The following is a 24,401-nucleotide window of genomic DNA, read 5'->3' as shown; positions in this document are numbered from 1 at the left end:
CTGACATCCATGGTTTTGTGGCGATCGCCTTGGGGAAAATATCGTCAGTTCCTCACCGCTTTGGGGAAGATCGGCGTTTAGGGGAATGGCTTGATGCCGTAAGATTTACCGAGAGAATTGATTGTGATTTCCTGCGAGGGCTAGTGCCGTTATGACAGAAGCTAAAAAAACCTGGAGCGATCGCTTTGATACATCGCTACATCCGGCGATCGCCGTGTTTAATGCCAGTATCGGCTTTGATATTGAACTGATCGAATATGACATTACGGGTTCAGTGGCCCATGCCCAGATGCTCGCCCACACTGGGATTATTTCTGCCGAAGAAGGTGAAATCCTCGTCCAAGGTTTAGAACAAGTCCGCCAGGAATATCGCGAGGGCAACTTTCACCCCGGCGTCGAAGATGAAGATGTCCATTTCGCAGTCGAAAAACGCTTGACGGCAATTGTTGGCGATGTGGGCAAAAAACTCCACACCGGGCGATCGCGCAATGACCAGGTAGGCACGGATATTCGTCTCTATCTACGGGACAAAATTCGCGGCATTCAACAGCAATTGCGAGACTTTCAACAGGTTTTATTGAATCACGCGGAAAACCATATAGAAACTTTAATCCCCGGTTATACTCATCTACAACGGGCGCAACCGATTAGTTTGGCGCATCACTTGATGGCCTATTTCCAGATGGCCCAACGGGATTATGAACGGCTTGAAGATGTCTACAAGCGCACCAATACTTCTCCCCTTGGCTGTGGCGCTTTGGCGGGGACAACTTTTCCCATTGATCGCCATTTCAGCGCGAATTTACTCGGCTTTGAACGCCTCTATCAAAACAGTCTCGATGGGGTCAGCGATCGCGATTTTGCCATCGAGTTTTCCGCCGCTGCCAGCTTGATCATGGTGCATCTGAGCCGTCTGTCCGAAGAGATGATTTTCTGGGCCTCGAAGGAATTTAGTTTTATTAGCTTAAAAGATAGTTGTGCGACGGGTTCGAGCATTATGCCCCAAAAGAAAAACCCGGATATTCCGGAATTGGTGCGCGGCAAAACGGGTCGCGTGTTCGGACATCTCCAAGGGTTACTCGTGCTGATGAAAGGTTTACCCCTCGCCTATAACAAGGATTTGCAAGACGACAAGGAAGGCCTTTTTGATACCGTTAAAACGGTGCAGGGTTGCCTCGAAGCAATGACCATTTTGCTCGGTGAAGGAATTGAATTCCGCACCCAACGCCTTGAGGAAGCAGTAAACGAAGACTTTTCTAATGCAACGGATGTGGCGGATTATTTAGCGAGTAAAGGAGTTCCCTTCCGTGAGGCTTACAATCTCGTGGGCAAAGTAGTGAAAACCAGTCTTGCCGCTGACAAATTGCTCAAGGATTTGACGATGGACGAATGGAAAGCACTGCATCCTGCCTTTGAAGAAGATATTTATCAGGCGATCGCCCCCAAACAGGTGGTTGCCGCCCGGAATAGTTATGGTGGCACAGGTTTTGAACAGGTGAAATTGGCGGTCGCCGAAGCCCAAAATCTTCTGACCAATTCCTAGCATTTCGCTGGAGGGGGTATCGAGAGGATACTCCCTTTGTAATGGATTTGTAATGAATAGTGGCGATCGTTATTGCACTAATGATTTGTTAGCGAGCTATAGTGTTTTCTCTCAACCATTCTACTAATGCTTCTCGTCCTAGCTCACCCGATGCGATCGCCAACACCACAGACTCTTGTTCATCCACAGAGGCGTTAATTTCTATGTGATTCAGGTAAACGTCATACGAGGTTGGGCGATCGCCGACTCCAACAAGCCTAAATCTCGAATGCCAAATGCCCCACCGGATTGCTCAATGACTCTGTGGTGTAATGCCAGTACCTCGATTAACGTCAGAAAACGCACTATGCTAACCGCTGATACAACTCAGTATTTTTTGTGAGAACATAATCGGCTGCATCAACAAACCCCGTTTTTTGAGAATTAAGCCAATCCTCTAGGCTTGCCTTCAGTAAAACTTCAATCTCAATCCCATGCATGGTTGCTAAATCTTGCAGCTTTTGGAATTGGGTATCTGAAAGGTCAAGGGTAATAGAAGCCACAGCGATCGCCCTCCTCATATTTTTGTGCTAAGTCTAGCATCGACTCCAAACATTTAAGGATATCGAGAGAGTATTCCCTTAGTGATGGATGGTGGCGATCGCCCCTCAACAGATGATTGCTGCCTTGATTTGCTGAATCTCTAAAAACTTATCCAACTGTTTTCCAAAGCCAAAAGCCAACGCCAAGCAATAGAGCAATTCCAGCAATCCACGCAAACTTCTTCCAATTTGAAGCAGGCTTCACCGGGGGAGTCGGTTCTACTTGAAATTTTGGCGTACAGAGATGTGAAAGTAGATTTTCCGGCGTGGCAATATTCTGGAAAATCTTCGTAACCCCAGGCCAAACATAATCGGTATTGTAAGCATTGGGGCCATCTTTAACGCCGCCAAAATCCTTGAATAAAGCATCGTCATAATATTGCGTCGAAGTCACGGCTTGATTATGAAAGGCGACCAGGGGCGGATCGTTTTCTGGGTTGGAATAGGAAAAATAAATCGCCTTATTTTCACTGGCGATCGCCTCATAATTAGAAGTAGCTTGCCCCCGCATCGGATCGACCCATTGGCTGGGCGGCACCAAGGTATCAGAACCACCATGTAAGATTGCCACGGGCTGCTTTAGATCTTGTCCCGTATCCTGAATCAAAATCGGGGCTGCCGTGAAAGGAGACCGGAACAACTTCAAAATCCAAATCGCAATTTTGGGGATGCCCATTTCCGTACTGGCAGCGGGATCGGCTGTGACGATTTGCTTCGGGAAAAAGCGATTGCTAGGCGAATTTTTCAGCACAGAGGGGAGACTTAAGGCAATTAATCCCCCCAGAGAATGACCAAAGGCAAAGGTCTCTAAGCTTTCCTGATTCCAGTGGGCATAGCGTTCTTGGGTCGTTAAATATTCCCAAGCATCTTCTGGGAGGGCGATCGCATTACTCAGCCATTCCGTTGGTGAATGCACTAGGCTCAAACCTACCGTAGACAAAAGATGAATCAAATTTTTCCCATACTCCCGCCGAAACCAGCTACACACAGTCAGCAGCAAAATAATCACGACCAAGGCCCAGGCCACGCGGCGCAAGTCTCCCGTTGTAAAGGCAGATAGGCCACGGCTTAAACCCGTATCATTCCGTTCGTAAATTTCTGAAAATAGAGGGTGAATATCTTCTGTTGCTAAGGTCTTCTGGGCTGACTTTTGAGTTTGCGTCGCAGCAGCTAGCCATTGCTGAATATGGGGCTGAGATTGTCGGGGTGGCGTTGGCGTTTGGGGTGCTGTATTCGGATAAAAACTCCGCTGAAAATCAGGAAAAAAGACAATGTATCCCTGCTTTACCAACTCAACCAGATGGGCCTCATAAAAAGAAGGCATACAGAGGGCAAACCCATGGAGATAAAGAATGGCATTCAGCTTTTTTCCAGGTTGCGAGGCGGACTCTGGGACATACACGCGAATAAACGTCCCGTCTGCATGGCTGCCGCCCTGGTACACATAATATTCCCCCTCCGGCACATGCTCGCACATCCAAGATTCAGAAGCCGCCAGTGACATAGCTTGTAGATCCCCCTAATGAGATGGTGTAAACGCAGATTTATATAGTGTTTTGGCGCTAGTCATACTTTTAATGCTTTTCCTCAGTTTTGTGGTTGAGTTTATAATCAGCCGCTGGCCAAATTTTATTAATCTCATCGGCCTGGTGCTGGGCATTAAATCGCTCCCAGATAATGCCATTCACATCCACTTCTTGGGTAAATTCCGTTGCCGTAGAATCTTCCCAACCCAAATGTCTCAGGGAACCTGGAGGGCAGGTAGAATCTTGGCGCACTGAGAGGTTTAAACTGCTGGTTCTCCAGAGGGCATATTCCCCCGGAATGAATAAGTAAGGCGCTGTCCCTAAACGGGCTGTATAGTCCGCCACGGTTGCTGCAATTTTGTCGGTAGAAAGGGCGAGGTGTAGTTTCTTCATCGCTATTTGTTTTTAAGATTCTGGGGCATCGGTCGCCGCAACCTTACTTTGGTTTCGCCAAATACCAGTGATCCCAGCCGTCACAATATGAGACAACAACCCAGCCGGCCCCGCAAAAAGACATAGGGCGAGGGAATGGCGGGTGAAAATGCCTTTTTCTAACCCCTGTTGATAAATCCAGCGCCCGACAAACAAATCCATCACGAGAAAATGCGTCCAGCCAGTGGCCATCACCGGCGGTAACGAAAATAAAGCCGCTAAATCACCCAAGGTGGGATTTGACCAGATTGCAGCTTGGTCTGGATCGAGGGAAAGGGCAAACAAACCGACATATACAACGGCCAGAATTCCAAAGGGCACCAGGGAATCCATGAGTTTTTGGGTGCCTTGCCATTGGGGGGCAATGACCATTAATCCCCAAAAGGGCAATACAAATAAGTTTGTAAGATTAAATACAATGTCTAAGTTTTCTAACGTCATATTACTGATAAGTAACGGTATAGACAGGGTTTGCGGCCCATTTGGGTATGATAACTGTAGCGTATCAATCTTGCTGACTTTACACGGTAAATTTAAATCTTAAAAAAGTATTAATAAGGTTTAGAATAGGTGTGTCACTATGGAGACAATAAGGTGTTTATTCGACTGGCTCAACAACATCGTGATTTCGTAAAAGACCTCGTCATGAGTCTACAGGCCCTGGCGATCGCCCTTGAGAACCGTGGTTACCTCGCGTCCTGCTATACCTGCGGCACCGAACTCAATAGCGCTTCCTTTATGGTGAGTCTAGGCGAAAATCATCTCATTCGTTTTCTCGTTTCCGATTACGGCATCACCTGGACAGAAATGCGTGATGAGCGGGAGCTGATGAAGCTAGAAGGCGCAGAAGCGATCAGCCAACTCCAGGAGCTCGCCAACATGATCAAGTACGAGCGGGAACTGCCCAAAGAATTTTCTTACCAGCGTCCTGAATCTGACTCTTTGGTCACCCTCTAGGCCCTGGTTCAATTGCTTCGTCTAGAAACGATTTTTTAATTTCTCCTCAATTTTCGGACTGACTGCCATGGATCTCCCGAATGGGTGGAGATCTCTTTTGCTTGACGACCCATACTTTTTAAGGGTTGCTGTTTAGGAGCCAAAAATCGGCAGAAAAATGGTCACAAACAAATAAACGACTGGCGCAGTAAAGACATAGCTATCGGTGCGGTCGAGGATGCCGCCGTGGCCCGGAATTAACTGTCCAGAATCCTTAAAGCCTGCATCCCGTTTCATGATGGATTCGGTTAAATCTCCGAGCAGGGTGGTGACGCTAATGAGCAGCCCCAGGAGTGCGCCTGTAATGGGCCACCATGACCAATCCAAATACCAAGCACCGGCGATCGCCACGAAGATAGTCCCCAAGGCTCCAAATACAGCCCCTTCGACGGTCTTTTTAGGGCTAATGGCCGAGAGTTTCGTTTTTCCTAGCCATTTGCCCATGAAGTAAGCCCCAATGTCGGCGGCCCAAATACAAACCATCACGACAAAGGTCAACTTGAGAGCCTGGGGCAAATTAAACCACTCTCCCCAGGAAGCCGGAAGATAGCCATAGAAGGGTAAGTTACTCACGGCTTCCGTTTCTGCGAGGCTGCCCATCCTCAGTCGTACCCAGTAGCTGGGCATATAACCGCCGTAAAAGAGTCCCAAAATTGAGGTGGAGAGATCGGCAATGGTTGCCATTTTGGGCTGGAATAGAAGATAAAAGCAGATAAACGTCCCGGCGAGGGGAAAAAGGGCGTCAGCAAGGCTCGGACTCAAGGTCGCAATCACAAGCAACAATTGAGACACGACTAGAGTGGTTTTTACCGCTGGTGCTAATCCCTTTGCCCGAACCATCCGGAAGTATTCCTGTTGGCCGAGAAAGACGAGGATGCCCATTCCCAAGGTAAAGTACCATCCCCCCAAGACAATGAGGGTCAAGGCCAGGGCGATCGCCACTACACCACTAATGATTCGCGACAAAGACATAAAACTGCAAGCTCACGGCTGGGGGCTTCAATAAAAGAATTAAAGCGGGTTCCCCAGGGTTGTTAAAGAAAATTTTATCAAACGTTAACAAGATTCACGGTACAGACGCGATGAATTCACCCGGTGGGCGCGTCCCTAGTGTTTCCTGTGACGAAGTACAGTACCCAAAAAATGCTAACACAACTCCTTTGGTCGCGGCTAAAGACCATGGCCTAGAAGTGATTTGGTTAGGTATGCTCGGAGGTGACATTGGTATCGATCCAATGGCCATAGGCGGTTTCTACTTGATCAAGGGCGATCGCGTAAATGGCGGGCAGTTCATAGGGGTGGTGGGCTTTGATCGCGGTTTCTAAAGCAGCATATTGGGCCGCAGTGGTCTTAAACAGGAGTCGAAATTCTGGTTCCTGCTGTAGTTGGCCTTCCCAATAATAAAAGCTTTCAACTTCACTAATGTGGATACAAGCCGCGAGACGGAGATCCATAATTTGTTTGGCGATCGCCTGGGCTTCCTGGCGACTGCTGACGGTGGTAACGGCCATGAGATATTGCATCGACTTGATGAATCAACGAATGCTAAAATTCAAATCTAAGCGGATTTAACGACAAAGGGTTGAAATCCCGCCCCTTGGGGCGTAATTAATGCTCTATAATCATATCGTTGACACGGCAACGGATAGCGAAAACCAAGCTAAACACATACAAAGTATTTTTTGTAACCGTGATTTTTGTCCCCGGGAACCGGGGAGTCCGCCTATCGCCAGAATATAAGACTCGCTATTCCTCGGAATAGAAAGCTATTCTTTGGGTAGGAAGCCTCGCTGCTTGCGGCGGGGTAGTTCACACGGCCTTCCAACGGATATAGCGGCGCTTGCCAGCCTGTTTAGCCTGATAAAGCGCTTTATCCGCGAAGTCTAAAACCAGCAACACATCTTCATGGTCAATGGGCCAGATTGCTAAACCGATGCTCGTGCCAATTTCGACGGTATGGTGACTCAGTTCAAAGGGCTGGGTTAGGGCGAATAAAACTTTTTGGGCAATGATCCTCGCAATATTTTCAGCTTGCGCCATGGGCAGAGGCAATAACAATAAAAACTCATCGCCCCCAAGTCGAACCCCGGCTTGGCCAACCCGCAATTCCATACGCAACCGATTGGCCACCGCTTTTAAAAGCTCATCCCCCACGCCGTGGCCGTGGTGATCATTGACCTGCTTAAACCCATCAAGATCGAGGGCCAGCACTGCCAGGGCTTGATCATTGGGAATCGCCCCTTCTGGGTAATCCGCGAGAAACAACCGTAAACCTTCACGATTGGTAAGACCTGTAAGGGGGTCACGGCGGGAGGCTTGTTCTGCCAACTGCCGAGCTTTTTTTTGCTGTTCGCCTTCGTACTGGAGGTGGCGGATGGTTTGCTCTACGGTCTGGATCTCATCTGGGGCACGATACCGAGAAGAAATAGGCGTTTCTGGTGTAGACCATGCCTGCTGGCTCATGCGACTCAGACGGCGCAAGGGACGACTCAGCCAACCGGATAAATACCAAATCCCCACAATGGATAAACTACCAATCAGCAAGGAATACACCCAGATATTGCGGGCTAAGCTGCGGGCTGGGGCGAGGGCGATCGCCTCTGGTTGTCTGGCCACCGTAAACCAACCTAAACCAGGGTAATTTTGATAACCTTGGGTGCGACGAATATCCGTTAAATAACGGGTGCCGCCGGGCCAACGCAACACGAGGGAACGGGATTCACCTGGGGCGAGCTCCTCAAGGGGCAAAAAACCCATCAATGTTCCATCACTCCATTCCTCTGGGCCAAGCAATTTATTTCCCTCAGCAGAAATGATGAAGAGTTCTTTTTGCCTTTCCCCAGCAATGGGCTCCATTAAAGTTGACTGGGTATTATCGGCCCATTCCCAGCTTAAGTGGGCGGCGAGGACTCCCTGGAACACCCCATCAATGCTCTCGACTGGTATTGCAATATCGACAAATTGAATTGGTTCTCCGTTGGGTAAACGGGGGAATTTATTGGCCAATAACACTGCGTCATGGACATCCCCGATAAATTCTCCTTGGCGGCCCTCCTGAAAAACTGGGCGGCTGGCAATGGACTGGCCTTCGAGGATTTGGTCGGTGGCAATGCTGACGGTTCCCTGGGGATCGAGAAAGCCGATCCAGGTAAACATGGGTACGAATTCTTGGGCTTGTTCCAAGAGCCGTCTGGCTTCAGGATCCCGTTGGCGATCGCCAAATACAGGAATCACCGCGAGGGTTTTGACTTCATTGAGCCTTGCCCACATTCGCAGATCCAGCAGACTCGCAAACTGACGATTAATGTCTCCCAGATGTTCGGCGGCGGCGGCTTTGTTGCTGACAATCGCCTGTTGACCCACCAGGGCACTCACTAGCCCCCCCACAAACAATAGGGCAAATCCATAGAAAATAGTGAGACGTTGCCGATAATTCATCTCGTGGCAAAGCGATCAATGCACCCTAAATGATAATGCTAGGGGATGCTGTTGTTTAGCCTAGGGACACCAAAGATAGAAATCAAGGTTTACTTGTTTTTTATTTACAACAAAAAATAGGGGGTCATAAAAATGCTCCCCCCAAAAAGTCAACTATTTAATCTGTTAATTTGAGATCCACAGGCACAACTAGGGTGCTAAAGCATTACCCCGCAGCAGACTACCAATGGTTTTCGCGGTAATCTTCATCTGCTTAAGGGGATTAGCGGGAACAACGGTCTTGTACAGGTAGCTGTCAAAGGTGAGCTTCTGCACATCGATGTCGGCACACATTTCCACAAAGGCTTCGCGGGTCGCATCGGAACGGTAGAAAACCCGCTGGAGAATGTCCAGGACGAGGTAAGTCGCACCGTACTGCTTATCCCAACGCTTCAGGTATTGCTTGAGATCGGCTTCGGTGGGAACGCGCTGACCATTGTTGGAAGCTTCGACGATCACCTCGGCACACATCCGCGCTGATTTGGCCGCAAAGTAAATGCCTTCACCAGAGGACTTGGTGACAGTACCGGCTGCATCACCAACGAGGGCGACACGACCGACAACGCGCCGGGGTCTGGGGTGTTCGGGAATGGGGTGGGCTTCTACTTTGATGATTTCACCACCTTCGAGGCGTTTCGCCGCGCGGGCCCGGATGCCAGCTTGTAATTGCTTGATTTTGGCTTGGTTGACTTTCATGGTGCCTGTTCCGACGGCCACGTGGTCATATTTCGGGAAGACCCAAGCGTAGAAGTCAGGGGAGACATCGTCACCGACATACATTTCGGCCAGTTCTTCGTAGTAGGCCATTTTGTCTTCGGGGAGACGGATTCGCTCTTGGAAGGCGATCGCATAGTTATAATCACCAGCATCGATGGCTTTGGCGACACGGGAGTTGGCTCCATCAGCACCAATCACCAGATCCACTTTCAGGGTTTTCATTTCCCCTTTCACTTCGCCGTTGGAGTGGTCGGAGTAGTGGAGAACGTAGGGATCGGTATTGTTGTTGGGAATTTCAAGCTTAAAGACGGTGCCGTTGATCAGCGTTGCGCCGAGGTCAGCGGCCCGGTTGCGCATGAAGCTATCCATCACTTCGCGGCGACACATCCCGATGTATTCGTCGTCCTTGAGGGTTTGACCAATGTTGACTTCGATATTGGAAGGGGAAATCATCTTCATTTTCCGCACGCGACGGTCGATGATCTCTGGGGGTAAGTCAAATTCGTCAACCATACAGAGGGGAATCGCCCCACCGCAGGGTTTGGCATTGTCCAGTTTGCGCTCGAAAATGTAGGTTTCGATGCCAGCTTTAGCTAAGATTTCGGCGGCGGAAGAACCGGCTGGCCCTCCTCCCACAACAGCGACCCGTAGTACCAAGGCTTTGCTCCTCGTCTCGTGATGAACTATACGTTGGGCATGGTATCACGGACTATCTGGGGCGTGCAGGCGATCGCCAAGGTTTCAGAAAATCTCGCAATAGACCTTAACAAGTTTGTTAAAAAAGTTAATGTTGATCGCCCTAAAAGCAATCTTGATCCTAGGGAATCCTCTATCTTGATGCTCCGGTTGCCCCGTTGAAAAATTTCAGGTTCAAAAATTTGGGGTTTCTTGGGCGTCTTGGGGGAGTTTGCGGCCCGTCACCCGAAAAGCAGCGACGAGGGTCGAGAGGGCGATCGCCCCCAGGGCAAAGGCATTCAGTCCTACCATGATCCTTGGCCCCCAGATCCGCCGCTGTAGATCCTGTAAAAAGGCTTGGTGGGAGCCGGCAAAAATTAAGATCCCCTCAACGCTGTGGGTAACTTCACCTTTTTGGGGGCCAGTGACCCGCGTAAATTCTTCTTTTTCGCCAATAATCACCACCTGTTGCCGAGGATTGAGAAAACGTAGATTTCGGTCTAGGGGCCAATTGCGCACTTTATAGGCGTCATCGTCCATGGCAATCTGAGCATCATCGAGATCGAACAGAATCCTTTGGGGCGTCCAAAGACCATTGTCATCTACATAGGCCAGATATTCATTGTTTCGACCTCGCACCGGGTTATCAGGGCTGGCCACCGCCACCACCGCCACAGGTTGACCTGCTTCAATTTCCCGGAGAGTTGCCAAGGTCGTAATCGGTGGTAAATCAGCAGTGAATTGTAAGGTTTGCTTTGCTTGGTAAGCCCCTAGTAAATTAGCGCCCAAGAGGAGAATCAAAACACCAATTGCGGGCAAAAAACGCTGGGCAAAATTTTTAAACGTTTTGAAGCGCGGCAGACCGGCCCGAAACAAACCAAAGGCGATCGCCACCACCCCACAGAAAATCAGAAGATTAATAAACATTGCAATCGAAACCACCTGCAATCACAGCTAAATGCCTTTAGGGTAGCGGCAAACGCTTTTTGGGGCTAAAAATGTCGGCAGTCTGGCCTAGGCAGCTAGGGAAAGGGGCTTACTTTTTTCTAAAATTTGCTGATAGTAACTCTGTAATTGTGCCGTTGCTGCTGCCCAACCCCATTTTTCCGCTTCCTGGCGGGCTTGTACCCGGAGCATTTCCCGTTGGGTTGCATCCATCGCGAGGAGTTTTTGGGTTGCTTTTACGGCTCCGTCAGGATCTTGGGGGTCAAACATATAACCATTTTCGCCATCGGTGACGATATCAGGAATGCCACCGGAATTAGCTGCCACCACCGGACAACCTGCCGCCATCGCTTCAAGGAGGACTAAGCCAAGGGTTTCTGTGCGAGACGGGAACACAAAAGCATCAGCAGAAGCAAAAGCAGACGCCAGTTCTAAACCCTGCAGATAACCGACAAAGTGGGTATTGGTGCCCGCAAAATGGGCTTCTAGTTCAGCGCGGTAGGGACCATCACCGACGATCGCCAAGCGTGATCCAGGAATTGCTTCGAGGACGGGTTTAATCTGGTCAATTTGTTTCTCCGCAGACACACGCCCAACATAGAGCAGTAAGGGCGCTTCCGGGTGTCCCTGGGAAAGGCGATCGCGCATCTTCTCAGACTTTAAGCTGGGCTGGAACATCTCTGTATCTACGCCCCGTTGCCACAGATCCAGGTTTTTAATGCCATGGCTGCGGAGTTCTTCGACCATTGCCGTGGAGGTACAGAGGTTTAATTCCGCTTGGTTATGGGCCGCTTTGAGAAGTTCCCAGAGCAAGCCTTCGAGGGCACCAAGACCGTAATGCTGGAGATATTGGGGCAGGTGGGTATGGTAGGAGGCGATCAGGGGAATGTGGAGTTTTTTCGCGAAGAAAATCCCCCCCAAGCCAAGGATTGCGGGGTTGACCACATGAATGAGATCCGGCTGAAATTCCTCTAGGGCACGGCCCACCGAAGGCCCAGGAAATGCCATTTTTAGTTCGGGATATAAGGGGAGAGGATTGCCTTTAACGCCGTAGACCACGGCTCCTTTATGTTCCCGTAGGCCACCGTCGGGACAAAATACCATTACTTGATCTCCGCTGCGTTGGAGATGATCTACGGTGTGGCGCAGTCTGGTGACAATCCCATCGACTTTCGGCAAAAAGGTTTCGGTAAACAGAGCTATACGCATGGCGATCGCAAACGAAGAAAATAGTTTGTCTGTAGGGTATCAGACGGGGTGACATTTCTTGACAATGGATCGCGGTTTTAAGGGGAGATTAAGGGGTTTCTGGAAGGTTGGGGGATAGCCCTAGATCCTCAGCATCAAATTCAAAGTATTGGTGAAATTTCGCGCTCACTTCGAGCCAATAGGAGCGCCCCTCTTGCTGCCGTCGCCGTTTAATAAAGCCCTGGGCCAGCAGATCCTGGATGTGTTGGTAGGCACCACTACCCCGCAATTCGATTAGTTCCGTTTGTAGAATCGGTGATTTTAAGGCGATCGCCGCCAGGGTTCTTTGGGCACCAACGCTTAACTCTGTAGGGATGAGATTCGTCACGAGGGCTTGAAAGCTTTCCCGCAGTTGCAGGCTAAATCCGGTGGGGGTTTCTATCACTTCAAGGGCGCTGTCCCGGTGGGCATAATCATCCATCAATTCCAAAAGAGCATCGGCTACCAGGTGCCGGGGTTGTCCAGCGGTATCGGCCAATTCTTCTAGGCTCAGGGGTTGGGCTTTGATGTAGAGAATCGCCTCTAGGGTCGTCGCAAGCTTCATGGGGGCAGACCAAACGGGGTGGGGTTTAGCCTCCCACTGTATCGGCTTTATTCCTGCTCCGGCAAGAGTTCGAGCTGTTGGGGCGGCGGCTGAATTTTAAAACTTTGGCGGTGGTGGGGCGTCAGTCCGTATTGCCAGATGGCTTGGCGATGTTTTTGGGTGCCATAGCCTTTGTTATTGGCTAAATCATATTCAGGATAATGCTCTGCCAATTGAATAATGTCTTGATCCCGTTGCACTTTAGCGAGGATACTGGCGGCAGCGATCGCCTTTATTTTGCTGTCCCCTTGAATAATCGCCTGTTGGGGGTAATTCAGTTTAGGAATAGTTTGGCGGCCATCGACAAAAATTTCCGTGGGTTTAATCTGTAATTTTTCAACAGCACGGGTCATCGCGAGAAACGTCGCCTGCAAAATATTAAGCTGGTCAATTTCGGCCACTGACGCCGAGGCGATCGCCCAGTCCGTTACCAGAGCCTGAATTTGGGGTACGAGGGTTTCTCGCCGTTTGGCCGACAGCTTTTTACTATCAGTAACGCCCAGCTCCCCCAGGGCTTGTTCTTGGATTGTATTAACCACCACTACCGCGGCCACCACCGGCCCAAACAAACAGCCCCGGCCCACTTCATCAACGCCCGCCAGTAAAACCATGGTCTAGGCTTGGGTGGGCTGAGCTAACTGTTGGAGATTTTCCCAAGAAGCTAAGGAGCGTAGCGGTGTAAAACAGGGAGCCGTTTCTGCTTGGGGGAAATAGGTCAGCGGGTCGAGGGCGATCGCCTTTTCTAAACTCCGAAAAGCCCCTTGTTCATCACCGATCTGGGCTAAACAACGGGCTTGGGCATACCAAGTTTCTGCATCGTCGGGGGCATCAATTAGGGCTTGGGTAAAGGCGGCGATCGCCGCTGGGTAATCCCCCAAACTTGCGAGGGTGTTTCCCCGTTGGTACCAGGCCCAAAAATCATTGGGTTTCGCGTTGAGGGCTTGGTCGTAGCTGGTCAGGGCCGCTTCTGGTTTTCCCCAGGCTTGGAGGGCATCGCCTCGACGATACCAACACCAATAATCTCCAGGGCGAAATTCGAGGGCACGGTCATAGGCAGCCACAGCGCGATCCTGACGGCCCAGGAGTCGCCAACATTCCCCTTGACGATAAATCGCCCAATAGTCGTTGGGTTGGGCGGCGAGGGCTTTTTCAAAACAGGCGATCGCCTGGGTGTAAACCTGGAGGACTTCCATGTAGAGGCAACCCTGGTCATACCAAGACCAATAGTTTTCTGGGCCAATGGCACAGGCCCGTTGGTAGGCGGCGATCGCCTCATCCACATGGCCTAATTTCTCATGGGCGATCGCCAGGTGATACCAGGCCCAATAGTCGTTGGGATAATATTCCAAGGCGCGATGGTAGCAGAGCAACGCTTCATCGACATTGCCTTCGAGCCAGCGGAGTTGTCCCTGCTGATACCAACCTCTATAACTGTCGGGACGGCATTCTAGGGGGCGATAGGTTGTGCGGGCTACGGTGAGTAAGTCTTCCATCCCAGGCGGTAATCTTGCGTTTTTTGGCAGATTAATAATTTTTCTATATCTAAGATAACGGATTTGTTAAGGTAATCTGAAGTCTAGATTTAACCTGCTTTGGGCGATTTTGCCCGGTTGAATGGGCCATTGGGACGGATTATTCGCGCCGACGTTTTGTTACAAATTTTACGATTTTTATGCTGCCCACGGATTTACTCATGCACCGTCGCCAGGGGGAGAGCCTCATCCCGAAATATTTAGCTCCCAACAAGCAGGCGATCGCCTTAGCCGAAACCTTAATTGACTGTTTTCAACGGTGTCAGGGGGAAGCGAAAAAAGTCCTCCAGGCGGAACTCCAGGAAATCGAAGGAGATAGCACCGATTTTAAAGTGCAGCGGGGTTTGGCCCACCTGTTGAAAAATCATTTCAGCACCTTTGAAATTGTTAGTCCCCTCGAACCCCAGATGTTGCGGGAAAAGGTGTTTGCCCAGGCCGCCGCAACGATGCCAATTCCCGAACAACAATTCAAAATCCTGGAGGCGATCGCCACGGAACTCAGTCAAGCCGGAGACCAATCCGTTACCCCCGAAGCCGTTGCCACTGGTCTCTATGCCGATTTACCCGAAAATCACATTCTTACGGAGTTTACGGCCCCCAGCCCAGAAACCCTCATCGACCGCTATAACCTCTCCCAAGTCCAGGGCATTTTTTACAAGGCGAGCCAGCTCATTATCCATGCCCACCGCAATGACCCAGGGGAATACAAACTGCTGTTCCGCTACCTGAAGCTTTTTCAACTGATGACCTACATCGAAGGGGATGCGGACACGGGCTTTACGATCACCATCGATGGCCCCACCAGTTTATTTAAGGCCAGTACCCGCTATGGCTTGGCGATCGCCAAAATGATTCCGGCCCTGCTCCATGTGAGCAAATGGCAACTAGAGGCCCACCTGCAATACAAAGACACCTACAGCAACACCATGCGCCAGGGACAATTTAGCCTCGATGACAGTTGTAATCTCGTGAGCCACTATCCCCCCGGTAAACCCTACGACAGTATGCTCGAAGCATCTTTTGTGAAAGGCTGGCAAAAACTGAAAACCGAATGGCAACTTGAACGGGAAGTTGATTTGATTCCGTTGCCGGGGAGTGTAATGATTCCCGATTTTCGTCTCGTGCATCCCGATGGCCAGGAATATCTTTTAGAAATTGTCGGTTATTGGCGACCGGAATATCTTCAGAAAAAATTCGCTCAGATTCGTCGTGCTGAACAACCCAATCTAATCATTGCCATTTCAGACCGTCTCAACCTTCAAAAAGCGGGCGTAAAATTCGACGATTTACCGAACCCAATTATTTGGTTTAAAAACAAACTGCCAGCTAAAAATATTTTGCAAATTATCGCATAAATTTCTATGTTGCTGACGCAATAAAAATGTCTAAATTCCTGACCTAATGAGCCTCTTAATGAATCATCGCCGCACGCGCCGTCCCCAATCATAGAGTTTTAGAAGCTATATTAGAAACGTTGTCATCTATGTCATAAAAATCAGCAAGATCACAAATGAGTTATTTAATTATTGGTGCGAGTCTTAATCCTGAAAGCCGCAGTCAAATTCTCGCAGAACAGGCACAATTACTGCTGCAAAATCAAGGAAAATCTGCCCAATGGCTGGATCTTAGAAAGCTTGATTTACCTTTTTGTGCCGGGAGAAGCACCTACGATCACCCAAGCCTGCCTCCATTGAATGAAATGGTGGCCGAAGCCGAGGGCATCATCGTCGCTACTCCTATTTACAATTACGATGTGAATGCTGCTCTCAAAAACTTCTTGGAACTCACTGGTCAGTCTTGGCAAGAAAAAACGGTGGGTTTTCTCTGTGCTGCGGGGGGCAAATCTAGTTATATGTCTGTGATGTCCTTTGCGAACAATTTGATGTTAGATTTCCGCTGTTTAATCGTGCCACGTTTTGTTTACGCGACGCGGGAAGCTTTTGCGGAAGGGAAAATTGTAGATGAAACAATCGAAACCCGATTAGCAGAATTGGTGCATGATTTGGTGCGAATCACAGAAGCCTTAAAGACCCAATAAACATAGTTCCTGACAACTGGAATGTAGCTAAAGGTTGAAGTTTATCTTTAATCCGATCACACCTTTAGCTAACCAAATTTCCAAGTTTATTTATTGCGGCGATCGCCTGCTATTCTGCACCCTAACAATGTCAGAGATTTCAACAAGATAAATATGTCTTGATTGAATTTATTTGTGAATCGCAAACTAAAGAACAAACCTTAAAACTCAGCATTTAGAGGGGTACGGGGGAAAGGAATTACATCGCGGATATTGCCCATCCCGGTCATAAATTGAACTAAGCGCTCAAAGCCAAGACCAAAGCCCGCATGGGGGACGGTGCCAAACCGCCGTAGATCGAGATACCACCACAGATCTGCTGCTTCGATGTTCATCTCCTGAATGCGTCGTTCCAGCACATCGAGCCGTTCTTCCCGTTGGGAGCCGCCAATAATTTCGCCAATTTTTGGTGCGAGCACATCCATGGCCGCCACGGTTTTCTGGTCATCATTGAGACGCATATAAAAAGCCTTAATATCTTTTGGATAGTTGCTCACGATCAAGGGCTTTTTGAATAGGTCTTCGGCGAGATAACGCTCATGTTCTGACTGGAGATCGATCCCCCATTCCACTGGAAATTCAAAGGTTTTATTGCTTTTTTCTAAAAGGGCGATCGCCTCGGTGTAGGTAATGCGGGCGAACTCATTCTCGATAATATTTTGAGCCGTGGCGAGGACAGAATTATCAATGCGCTTGTTGAAAAATTCCATGTCTTCAGGACAAGCTTCCAGCACATACTTGAAGATGTAGCGCAAAAATTCCTCGGCCAAATCCTGGTCGCCGACAATATCGCAAAAGGCCATCTCCGGTTCGACCATCCAAAACTCCGCCAAGTGCCTGGAGGTATTGGAGTTTTCTGCCCGGAAGGTCGGCCCAAACGTATACACATCTTTGAAAGCCATTGCCATCACTTCCGCTTCCAACTGACCGCTGACGGTGAGATAAGCCGGTCGCCCAAAGAAGTCTTCGGCATAGTCAACGGCTCCCTCTTTTGTCCGCTTCGGATTGGCCAGATCAAAATTGGTGACCGCAAACATTTCCCCGGCCCCCTCGCAATCACTGGCGGTAATAATCGGCGTGTGAGCCCAGATAAAGCCCCGTTCCTGGAAAAATTGGTGAATCGCGGTGGCACAGGCATTCCGCACCCGCATCACTGCCCCCATGGTATTGGTTTTGCCGCGCAGGTGGCCGATGGTGCGCAAAAATTCAAAGCTATGGCGTTTTTTCTGGAGGGGATAGGTTTCCGGATCTGCTTCCCCGTGAACAGTCACCGCTTTGGCCTGGAGTTCGATGCGTTGCCCCTTACCCGGAGATTCCACCACTAACCCCGTCGCTGTAACCGCAGCCCCTGTATTGAGCTTTTTAATGATGGCTTCGTAGTCGGCCAGATTGCCATCGATAATCACCTGGAGGCCATTCATCGTGGAGCCGTCGCTAATTTCAATGAAAGAAAATCCCTTCAATTCCCGTTTGGTTTTGACCCATCCTTCGGCGGTGATGGTGCTATTGATGGCGGCGGTGTTGAGGATTTCCTTAATGCGCATGGTCGTTGATCGAGTCTGAGGTAGAGGAACTAAAAACAAGTGCGCCCTTTATCTTACCGAGTTTGAGGGGTTCAGGGCAGAAATGGGGACGGTTTCGTCAAATCCATGGTGCGACAGGTGCGTTGGCCAAACCAGCGGTAACGGTTAGTCGCCACCAGCCGATAGAGCCAATCCCGGAAGTTTTGCGGTAAAGGTCGGGCCAAAGTGAACAGTTGCCAGGGGCCGCCCAGCCTTTGACAGATAGCCAAGCAAGCATCGGAGGCATAGTAGGTATTCACTCCATCAAAATAGGCGATCGCCCAGTCTTCTGGATTTTCGGGGAGGGGTGGTAAATATTGCTGGGCCGTTTTTCCTTGGAGGGGAGCGAGATAAAACTTTTGGTCTGGGTCGATTTTAAGCATCAAATCAACAAAACCATTGCAAAGATTGCATTCCCCATCAAAGAAAATAATTGGCTTTGCTTGATCAAACATTGAAGTATTTCGCGACAGGGTGGTAGGTAATGATCGCCGAGGTGGATTGTTCGGGATAGATTTGCTCGCTTTCATCCATGTACATGCCAATGCGGTCAGTTTTCAGGAGGTCTAACTGGGTGTATTGATCCAAGATATTCGGACAGGCCGGATAACCAAAACTATAGCGAGAGCCTTGGTAGCGCTGTTTCAGCATATCTTTAATATTGTCGGGTTCAGCATCCCCGAAGCCTAATTCCCGTCGAATCCGGGCGTGGCACCATTCTGCAAGGGCTTCCGCCGTTTGGACAGCGATGCCGTGGTAGTAGAGATAATCGGTGTATTCGTCGGCGGCAAAGAGTTTTCGGGCGTATTCCGTCGCAACTTCCCCCACGGTCACCGCCTGCATGGGAAATACATCCAAAACTCCCGATTCAGTGGACGCAAAGAAATCGGCGATGCACAGGCGTTTGCCGGATTTTTGCCGGGGAAATTCAAAGCGAGCCACTTCGCTAAGGGTCTGTTCGCTGACATATTCGTCGGGATCATAAATGATCAAGGTGTTGCCTTCCGATTGGCAGGGGAAATAACCATAAATCACTGTCGGATCAAGGATTTTTTCGGCGATCGCCTTTTGTTTCCATTGTTCTAAAAGCGGATGGACGGTGTCTTGGATAAATTGATCGTATTCTTCTTTAGATTGTTCTTTGGTTTTGCGGAATTGCCATTGACCGACAAATAACGCCTGAAGATCGAGATGCCAAAAAATTTCCTCTAGATCAATGTCTTCCGCCCGGAGAATTTTTGTCCCCCAGAAGGGAGGCCGGGGACGGGCGATATTATCCTCGACAAATTCAGAACGACGGGTATCGACAACTTCTGGTTCTTGGGATTTGGTTTCTTCGACTGCAATTTCTTCACCATCGCCGCTATAGGTGCGCTGGTTCGCCTCGGCATAGTCCCCTAGGAAACCATCAAAATCGTCCCATTGCTGCTCGGCCTTGGCGGGCATGAGTTTATCCATGAAATGGAGATCAGCAAAGGCATCTTTCCCGTAAATCACTTGTCCTTTGTAGGTATTTTGACAGTCTTGATAAACAAATTTGGGCGTTAAAGCAGCTCCCCCTAAAATCACGGGAACGGTAATCCCTTTTTCGTTAAAGGCTTCTAAATTGTCCTTCATAAAGGCAGTGGATTTTACCAACAACCCACTCATAGCAATACAATCTGCACCATTTTCTTCGTAGGCTTGGATAATGTTTTCAACGGGCTGTTTAATACCCAAATTAATGACTTTATAGCCATTATTAGACAGAATAATATCGACTAAATTCTTACCGATATCATGGACATCGCCCTTCACGGTGGCAATGATAAATGTGCCTTTACCGCTATCATCGCCTTCTTCTTTATCCATGTAGGGTTCGAGAAAAGCAACGGCGGCTTTCATGGTTTGGGCTGACTGCAAAACAAAGGGTAATTGCATTTGGCCAGAGCCGAACAGTTCCCCCACAACTTTCATGCCGTCGAGCAGGAAAATATTAATAATATCAAGAGGTGGATATTGCTCCAGAGCTTCAGTTAAAGCCTCTTCTAAACCAAGTCGTTCGCCATCAATAATGTGCTGTTTTAAGCGTTCATTAACAGGCAGATTTTTATCAATGGCTTCGGATTTTTTCGCTTTTTTACCAGCAAATAATTCAGTGAGTTTCGTTAGCGGATCGTAGGTGCAAACTTCCCCCTCAAATTCGCGGCGATCGCCAATCAGATCGCGACAAATTTTGATATGCTCTGGATCAATTTTCGCCATCGGTAAAATCTTACTGGCACTCACAATCGCCGAATCCATTCCCAACTGCATCGCATCATGCAAAAAGACAGAGTTCAACACCTGGCGCGCTGCCGGATTTAGGCCGAAGGAAATATTAGAAACCCCAAGGATGATATGACATCCTGGCAATTCCTTGTGGATTCTTTCAATCGCGTCGAGGGTCGCCTGTCCGTTGTTTCTGTCTTCCTCAATCCCCGTGGAAATCGGTAAAGCCAAGGGATCAAAGAACACTTCATGGGCGGGAAGGCCATAGGCGATCGCCGCATCATAGGCACGTTTGGCAATCTCAAATTTTTTCTCGGCGGTGCGGGCCATTCCTTCTTCGTCGATGGTGCCGATCACCACCCCGGCCCCGTATTTTTTCGCCAAGGAAAGCACCTGATAAAAGCGTTCTTCGCCGTCTTCGTAGTTGGTGGAATTGAGAATACATTTCCCGCCAGCCACCTTTAAACCAGCCTCCATTTTTTCCCATTCGGTGGAGTCAAGCATCAAGGGCAGGGTGACGTTATTCACCAAGCGGGAAGCCAATTCATGCATATCGCGCACCCCGTCCCGCCCGACATAATCGACGTTCACATCGAGGACATGGGCACCTTCTTTTACCTGGGATTTGGCGAGGGACACCAGGCTATCCCAATCCTCTTCGTTTAATAATGTGCGGCATTTTTTCGAGCCACTGGCATTTAAGCGTTCGCCGACAATTAAAAAGGAGTTGTCTTGGATATAGGGTTGGGGACTGTAAATCGAGGCCGCAGCGGGTTCATAGTCAGGGTGACGCTCTTTTGGCGTGAGTTCAGCCGCAATTTCTGCTAGGGCTTGAATATGTTCGGGGCGCGTCCCACAACACCCACCGATCACCTGGACACCAAGATCCTCGACGAAGTGCATCATTGCCATTTTCATTTCGAGGGGGGTGAGCTTGTAGTGGGCCTGGCCGCCAACGTTTTCGGGCAATCCAGCGTTTGGGATACAAGACACGATAAAGGGGGAATGCTCCGACAAATATTTAACGTGTTCCTTCATTAGGTCGGGACCAGTGGCACAGTTCAACCCTAAAATGTCGATCTTGTAGGGTTCGAGAATGGCAACGGCGGCGGCAATCTCAGTGCCCACCAGCATCGTGCCCATGGTTTCCATTGTTACCGAGACCATAATCGGCAGGCGATCGCCTTTTTTCGTAAAGGTGCGTTCAATGCCATTGAGGGCCGCTTTAATTTGCAGCACATCCTGGCAGGTTTCCACGAGCATCAGATCTGCGCCGCCATCATAGAGACCTTCGGCCTGTTCCGCAAAGGCATTTTCTAGGGTGTCGTAATCAATGTGGCCCAAGCTCGGTAATTTTGTCCCTGGCCCAATAGATCCGGCGACAAAACGGGGTTTTTCGGGAGTCGAAAATTCTGCCGTGACGCTTTTGGCGAGTTCTGCGGCTGTTTTATTCAGTTCATAGGCTTGGTCGGCGAGGTCATATTCTGCGAGCACCACCGATGTACCACCAAAGGTATCCGTTTCGATCACATCGGCCCCAGCCGCCAGGAAAGCGCGATGTACCGTCGCCACGGCTTCCGGCTTGGTTTTGACTAAATATTCATTACAGCCCTCATATTCGGCCCCTCCAAAATCTGCCGCCGTCAAATTCTGTACTTGCAGATTGGTGCCCATTGCCCCATCAAACACAAGGACAGGACGCTCAGGACTATGTAGGCGATCGAGGAAGGCACTTTTCATGGAGAAATGTTTCGGCGGTATTAGGATAAAAATAGATAATGGCGTCCTATATTTTAACCTGATTGCCCGGCCTGGGTTTGCTCATTTTCTCCAATTAATTGCGCAAAAGAGCTGCTGGAAGACTAATTTTCCAGACCTTCATCCAGCAACAATTGCAAAGTTTCCTGCATCTCTGTTACGGAAGTCGTCGCTGTGCCAAAAGTTCTCACAACAATACTCGCACCAAGGTTGCCCAAAACCGTTGCTTCCCAAGGTGTTGCCCCAGCACAAAAACCTAGAACCCAAGCGGCGACCACCGTGTCCCCAGCGCCTGTAACATCGAAAACGTCAGTCCGATTAAAGGCTGGAATATATTCTTCCTGTAGTTGATTATCTACAGAATGAAAAAGGCTCATGCCATCTTCCCCACGGGTAATTAACATAAATTTCGCTTGAGTTTGCTCTAGAAGCGTTTGAGCCGCTTGATTGAGGGCAGTGGGGGTTTCTATGAGTTGTCCAACAGCCTGTTCTGCTTCTGGTAAGTTTGGTGTAAAAACCATCGCTCCCCGAAAACGGTGTAAATCCCTTTGGGCATCGACAATCACATGGGGGTGCTCAAGGGCAGCTTCAATAACAGCTGCGTTGAAAACACCATCCCCATAGTCAGAGCAGACCACCGCATCAACGTGGGGAATTTGACTGCGTATATAAGCGACTAATTGGCTTTGAATTTCGTGACTGGGGAGGGCGTCGGATTTACGGTCAATGCGGACAATTTGCTGGGTGACAGACTGGCGAGCGTGGCCTGAGATTCGGGTTTTGGTAACGGTTGGACGCTGGGCTTCATGGATAATACCAGTGGTATCGATACCCGCAGCAGCAAAAATTCGGCAAAGGGCTTCTCCCTGGGAATCCTGGCCGACAATCCCAGCTACTTTAACCTGAGCACCAAGTTTTGCAAGATTGTAGGCAGCGTTGGCCCCACCGCCTGGAATTTGTTGGGTATGCTCATGGCGGAGGATTAACACTGGAGCTTCTCGGGATAGTCGCTCCACGGCACCTACCAAAAATTCATCGAGGGTTAAGTCGCCGATGACGAGCACTTTAACCCGCTGAAAATCAGCCAGACAGGCATTAAGGCGATCCTGGTGTGCCTGTAGTTTTTGGAAAAAAGCTGGGGTCATTGCAGGGATAAGTTAAGGAGTTTCATCGGGGGCGATCGCCTCAGTTTCAGTTGAAGCCTCCGGTGCTTTCGGGGTCGTACGCGCTGGAGCTGGCGGATTAGCCGGAGTTGAGTTTGTTGAATTGGTGGGGGCAGGTTGGGGTTTCGGCATAAACGCCGCACAAAAAGCGGGTTCGTATCTATAGTTCACGCTGACCCGGTAGTTGCTATTTTTCCCATCAAAGCGGGCGTTACGAATATCTTGACTCGCTTGGTTATCCAAGGCATTTGTCCCAGAGCTTTGCACCAGGTTCCATTGGGAAGGACTACCTTCTGGGGACACGGTGACATTGTAAGTCGCGGTACCGCTAGCTTGGCTACTACAGGCCCCCTTGGGATAGTTTCCTGTCAGGCTACGATTGACTGCCGCTGTATTGCTGCGGGCCGCCGTTTGGCTTGGGGGCGGTGTGTTGGCGCTGGGTGTGGGAGGGCGGTTATTCGTATTATTCGTGCCACTATTACCGTTACTATTGCTATTGCTACTGCCATTGTTATTGCGCAGTTCCCGTGGTTTAAGCAGATCAGCATCAAAGTACACTTCGCCCCTGTTGGGGTTATTGGTGCGGGGTTGGAGGGCGATCGCCGCTTCTTCTTCCAGTCGCCGTTGCCGTTCCACTAATTCCGGGTCGGGTTTGGTGGGAATCGTGAACTGTTGCTGTTGGCTAGAATTTCCATTGGGTCTGGGAGGTGTCAAGGTCGGTAAAGCGCCCCGCTCTGTCTCTGTTGGTGCATTAGGAAGCTGGGAACTGGTCTGGTTCGGAACGTTCGGTGGTGGCGGTAAAAAGCTCATATTCCGGGGCGGCGGCGGTGGTGCAAACCCGGTATAGCTACTGGAGATTGGGGGCGGACTGAGGGGAATAAAGGAAAAACTATCTTGCCCTAGACTAGGGGCCATGGGGGTCGGTAGGGTATTGAGGCCAGTAATGTAGGTCCCGTTGGGATTCATCCCCTGACCACTTAAGTCAGACAAGTCTAAATTGAAATCCGGGCTCGCCTCGAAAATTGATAAATCTAAGGACGCTGTTGTCGAAGGAAGACGATTTTGCACCTCTGGGGGTAAATCCACCACCCTCACTACCGAACGCTCCTGGGACTCTGGGGGCGCATTGTCAAAGCTGGCCCACAGGGGAATCGTCGCTGCGGCCAACCCATGCAAGGCAATGGAACCGATGACGGCTGCTCCCTGGGGACGCCGGGCATAATCACCCAAATTTCTGAAGCTTTGGAAGAATTGGTCTCTGGGACTAGCGAGGCTTTTGTCTAACATGAATCCAAAGGGGGCCGAGGGCAGATAGATGGCAAAAGATTGCTGTTCG

24 protein-coding genes are annotated in these 24,401 nt (G+C 49.7%); 5 read left to right on the top strand and 19 right to left on the bottom strand.

What is annotated here, in order from left to right:
• The first annotated feature begins 151 nt into the window (after positions 1-151).
• Entirely contained in the window at positions 152-1,543 is a 1,392-nt protein-coding gene (gene argH, locus AWQ22_RS12520; protein ID WP_065711295.1) for an argininosuccinate lyase, read from the top strand.
• Between the two features lie 210 nt (positions 1,544-1,753).
• Here the strand turns inward: argH and AWQ22_RS17300 are convergent, their stop codons facing one another.
• The 5 genes from AWQ22_RS17300 to AWQ22_RS12500 all read right to left on the bottom strand — a co-directional run bounded on the left by AWQ22_RS17300 (position 1,754) and on the right by AWQ22_RS12500 (position 4,523).
• Positions 1,754-1,888 (bottom strand): hypothetical protein, encoded by a 135-nt coding sequence (locus tag AWQ22_RS17300; RefSeq protein WP_257784299.1) that lies wholly within the window; start codon positions 1,886-1,888, stop codon positions 1,754-1,756.
• Complete coding sequence (locus AWQ22_RS12515) at positions 1,888-2,085, bottom strand: hypothetical protein (protein ID WP_030007637.1); 198 nt, start codon at positions 2,083-2,085, stop codon at positions 1,888-1,890. The genes AWQ22_RS17300 and AWQ22_RS12515 overlap by 1 nt, the downstream gene beginning before the upstream one ends.
• 148 nt (positions 2,086-2,233) lie before the next feature.
• Positions 2,234-3,628 carry a hypothetical protein gene (locus AWQ22_RS12510; RefSeq protein ID WP_232321376.1) on the bottom strand — a complete coding sequence of 465 codons (1,395 nt, stop codon included), beginning with the start codon at positions 3,626-3,628 and terminating at the stop codon, positions 2,234-2,236.
• A 70-nt stretch (positions 3,629-3,698) separates the two neighbouring features.
• A complete protein-coding gene (locus AWQ22_RS12505; RefSeq protein ID WP_065711294.1) occupies positions 3,699-4,043 on the bottom strand; it encodes a hypothetical protein in 345 nt (114 codons plus the stop codon).
• Positions 4,044-4,055: 12 nt separating this feature from the next.
• Positions 4,056-4,523 (bottom strand): ABA4-like family protein, encoded by a 468-nt coding sequence (locus AWQ22_RS12500; RefSeq protein ID WP_012308077.1) that lies wholly within the window; start codon positions 4,521-4,523, stop codon positions 4,056-4,058.
• A gap of 153 nt (positions 4,524-4,676) precedes the next feature.
• Between AWQ22_RS12500 and AWQ22_RS12495 the strand changes: the two genes are divergently transcribed.
• A complete protein-coding gene (locus tag AWQ22_RS12495; RefSeq protein WP_012308076.1) occupies positions 4,677-5,039 on the top strand; it encodes a DUF1815 family protein in 363 nt (120 codons plus the stop codon).
• A 132-nt stretch (positions 5,040-5,171) separates the two neighbouring features.
• Here AWQ22_RS12495 and AWQ22_RS12490 read toward each other — a convergent pair whose 3' ends face one another.
• The 4 genes from AWQ22_RS12490 to chlP all read right to left on the bottom strand — a co-directional run bounded on the left by AWQ22_RS12490 (position 5,172) and on the right by chlP (position 9,929).
• Positions 5,172-6,050, bottom strand: coding sequence for a phosphatidate cytidylyltransferase (locus AWQ22_RS12490; protein ID WP_030007643.1), 879 nt, complete (start codon positions 6,048-6,050; stop codon positions 5,172-5,174).
• 227 nt (positions 6,051-6,277) lie between these two features.
• The gene (gene cutA / locus AWQ22_RS12485) at positions 6,278-6,601 is read right to left on the bottom strand and encodes a divalent-cation tolerance protein CutA (protein ID WP_065711293.1); all 324 of its coding nucleotides are present in this window, start codon (positions 6,599-6,601) and stop codon (positions 6,278-6,280) included.
• 286 nt (positions 6,602-6,887) lie between these two features.
• On the bottom strand, positions 6,888-8,516 hold the full coding sequence (locus tag AWQ22_RS12480) for a sensor domain-containing diguanylate cyclase (protein ID WP_065711292.1): 1,629 nt from the start codon (positions 8,514-8,516) through the stop codon (positions 6,888-6,890).
• A 189-nt stretch (positions 8,517-8,705) separates the two neighbouring features.
• Entirely contained in the window at positions 8,706-9,929 is a 1,224-nt protein-coding gene (chlP, locus tag AWQ22_RS12475; protein ID WP_030007645.1) for a geranylgeranyl reductase, read from the bottom strand.
• A gap of 21 nt (positions 9,930-9,950) precedes the next feature.
• Here chlP and AWQ22_RS16765 point away from each other — a divergent pair, with 21 nt between their 5' ends.
• Positions 9,951-10,130, top strand: coding sequence for a hypothetical protein (locus AWQ22_RS16765; protein WP_157094627.1), 180 nt, complete (start codon positions 9,951-9,953; stop codon positions 10,128-10,130).
• 12 nt (positions 10,131-10,142) lie between these two features.
• Here AWQ22_RS16765 and AWQ22_RS12470 read toward each other — a convergent pair whose 3' ends face one another.
• The 5 genes from AWQ22_RS12470 to AWQ22_RS12450 all read right to left on the bottom strand — a co-directional run bounded on the left by AWQ22_RS12470 (position 10,143) and on the right by AWQ22_RS12450 (position 14,216).
• On the bottom strand, positions 10,143-10,874 hold the full coding sequence (locus tag AWQ22_RS12470) for a hypothetical protein (RefSeq protein WP_065711291.1): 732 nt from the start codon (positions 10,872-10,874) through the stop codon (positions 10,143-10,145).
• A gap of 87 nt (positions 10,875-10,961) precedes the next feature.
• On the bottom strand, positions 10,962-12,101 hold the full coding sequence (locus AWQ22_RS12465) for a glycosyltransferase family 1 protein (protein ID WP_062435880.1): 1,140 nt from the start codon (positions 12,099-12,101) through the stop codon (positions 10,962-10,964).
• A gap of 88 nt (positions 12,102-12,189) precedes the next feature.
• On the bottom strand, positions 12,190-12,684 hold the full coding sequence (gene scpB / locus AWQ22_RS12460; protein WP_065711290.1) for an SMC-Scp complex subunit ScpB: 495 nt from the start codon (positions 12,682-12,684) through the stop codon (positions 12,190-12,192).
• A 47-nt stretch (positions 12,685-12,731) separates the two neighbouring features.
• Positions 12,732-13,334: a ribonuclease HII gene (locus AWQ22_RS12455; protein ID WP_065711289.1), complete on the bottom strand. Its 603-nt coding sequence runs from the start codon at positions 13,332-13,334 to the stop codon at positions 12,732-12,734.
• A gap of 3 nt (positions 13,335-13,337) precedes the next feature.
• On the bottom strand, positions 13,338-14,216 hold the full coding sequence (locus tag AWQ22_RS12450; RefSeq protein WP_065711288.1) for a lipopolysaccharide assembly protein LapB: 879 nt from the start codon (positions 14,214-14,216) through the stop codon (positions 13,338-13,340).
• A gap of 179 nt (positions 14,217-14,395) precedes the next feature.
• Between AWQ22_RS12450 and AWQ22_RS12445 the strand changes: the two genes are divergently transcribed.
• Both AWQ22_RS12445 and AWQ22_RS12440 read left to right on the top strand, forming a co-directional pair.
• Positions 14,396-15,610 (top strand): DUF790 family protein, encoded by a 1,215-nt coding sequence (locus AWQ22_RS12445; protein WP_065711287.1) that lies wholly within the window; start codon positions 14,396-14,398, stop codon positions 15,608-15,610.
• 155 nt (positions 15,611-15,765) lie between these two features.
• Positions 15,766-16,293 (top strand): NADPH-dependent FMN reductase, encoded by a 528-nt coding sequence (locus tag AWQ22_RS12440; RefSeq protein WP_030007651.1) that lies wholly within the window; start codon positions 15,766-15,768, stop codon positions 16,291-16,293.
• 200 nt (positions 16,294-16,493) lie between these two features.
• Here the strand turns inward: AWQ22_RS12440 and asnS are convergent, their stop codons facing one another.
• From asnS to AWQ22_RS12415, 5 genes are all read right to left on the bottom strand, one after another.
• The gene (gene asnS, locus AWQ22_RS12435) at positions 16,494-17,876 is read right to left on the bottom strand and encodes an asparagine--tRNA ligase (RefSeq protein WP_012308064.1); all 1,383 of its coding nucleotides are present in this window, start codon (positions 17,874-17,876) and stop codon (positions 16,494-16,496) included.
• Between the two features lie 71 nt (positions 17,877-17,947).
• A complete protein-coding gene (locus AWQ22_RS12430; protein WP_012308063.1) occupies positions 17,948-18,349 on the bottom strand; it encodes a thiol-disulfide oxidoreductase DCC family protein in 402 nt (133 codons plus the stop codon).
• Positions 18,342-21,884 (bottom strand): methionine synthase, encoded by a 3,543-nt coding sequence (gene metH, locus AWQ22_RS12425; protein ID WP_065711286.1) that lies wholly within the window; start codon positions 21,882-21,884, stop codon positions 18,342-18,344. Before metH ends, AWQ22_RS12430 begins: the two co-directional genes overlap by 8 nt.
• Positions 21,885-22,006: 122 nt before the next feature.
• Complete coding sequence (locus AWQ22_RS12420) at positions 22,007-23,047, bottom strand: bifunctional heptose 7-phosphate kinase/heptose 1-phosphate adenyltransferase (RefSeq protein WP_065711285.1); 1,041 nt, start codon at positions 23,045-23,047, stop codon at positions 22,007-22,009.
• Positions 23,048-23,059: 12 nt separating this feature from the next.
• Positions 23,060-24,352, bottom strand: coding sequence for a TonB family protein (locus AWQ22_RS12415; protein WP_065711284.1), 1,293 nt, complete (start codon positions 24,350-24,352; stop codon positions 23,060-23,062).
• Positions 24,353-24,401 lie beyond the last annotated feature (49 nt).

Origin of the sequence: Picosynechococcus sp. PCC 7117 (assembly GCF_001693275.1) — a bacterium.
Lineage (GTDB): Bacteria > Cyanobacteriota > Cyanobacteriia > Cyanobacteriales > MRBY01 > MRBY01.
Note: the sequence above shows the minus strand (reverse complement) of the source record. Positions and strands in the feature narration are given on the sequence as shown.

Coding starts and splice junctions, on each gene's coding strand:
- AWQ22_RS12500 (WP_012308077.1), bottom strand. CDS start 4,523: ATGACGTTAGAAAACTTAGACATTGTATTTAATCTTACAAACTTATTT.
- AWQ22_RS12480 (WP_065711292.1), bottom strand. CDS start 8,516: ATGAATTATCGGCAACGTCTCACTATTTTCTATGGATTTGCCCTATTG.
- asnS (WP_012308064.1), bottom strand. CDS start 17,876: ATGCGCATTAAGGAAATCCTCAACACCGCCGCCATCAATAGCACCATC.
- AWQ22_RS12465 (WP_062435880.1), bottom strand. CDS start 12,101: ATGCGTATAGCTCTGTTTACCGAAACCTTTTTGCCGAAAGTCGATGGG.
- metH (WP_065711286.1), bottom strand. CDS start 21,884: ATGAAAAGTGCCTTCCTCGATCGCCTACATAGTCCTGAGCGTCCTGTC.
- AWQ22_RS12440 (WP_030007651.1), top strand. CDS start 15,766: ATGAGTTATTTAATTATTGGTGCGAGTCTTAATCCTGAAAGCCGCAGT.
- argH (WP_065711295.1), top strand. CDS start 152: ATGACAGAAGCTAAAAAAACCTGGAGCGATCGCTTTGATACATCGCTA.
- AWQ22_RS12445 (WP_065711287.1), top strand. CDS start 14,396: ATGCTGCCCACGGATTTACTCATGCACCGTCGCCAGGGGGAGAGCCTC.
- AWQ22_RS12430 (WP_012308063.1), bottom strand. CDS start 18,349: ATGTTTGATCAAGCAAAGCCAATTATTTTCTTTGATGGGGAATGCAAT.
- scpB (WP_065711290.1), bottom strand. CDS start 12,684: ATGAAGCTTGCGACGACCCTAGAGGCGATTCTCTACATCAAAGCCCAA.
- AWQ22_RS12490 (WP_030007643.1), bottom strand. CDS start 6,050: ATGTCTTTGTCGCGAATCATTAGTGGTGTAGTGGCGATCGCCCTGGCC.
- cutA (WP_065711293.1), bottom strand. CDS start 6,601: ATGCAATATCTCATGGCCGTTACCACCGTCAGCAGTCGCCAGGAAGCC.
- AWQ22_RS12510 (WP_232321376.1), bottom strand. CDS start 3,628: ATGTCACTGGCGGCTTCTGAATCTTGGATGTGCGAGCATGTGCCGGAG.
- AWQ22_RS12415 (WP_065711284.1), bottom strand. CDS start 24,352: ATGTTAGACAAAAGCCTCGCTAGTCCCAGAGACCAATTCTTCCAAAGC.
- AWQ22_RS12505 (WP_065711294.1), bottom strand. CDS start 4,043: ATGAAGAAACTACACCTCGCCCTTTCTACCGACAAAATTGCAGCAACC.
- AWQ22_RS12470 (WP_065711291.1), bottom strand. CDS start 10,874: ATGTTTATTAATCTTCTGATTTTCTGTGGGGTGGTGGCGATCGCCTTT.
- AWQ22_RS12420 (WP_065711285.1), bottom strand. CDS start 23,047: ATGACCCCAGCTTTTTTCCAAAAACTACAGGCACACCAGGATCGCCTT.
- AWQ22_RS12455 (WP_065711289.1), bottom strand. CDS start 13,334: ATGGTTTTACTGGCGGGCGTTGATGAAGTGGGCCGGGGCTGTTTGTTT.
- AWQ22_RS12450 (WP_065711288.1), bottom strand. CDS start 14,216: ATGGAAGACTTACTCACCGTAGCCCGCACAACCTATCGCCCCCTAGAA.
- AWQ22_RS16765 (WP_157094627.1), top strand. CDS start 9,951: ATGAACTATACGTTGGGCATGGTATCACGGACTATCTGGGGCGTGCAG.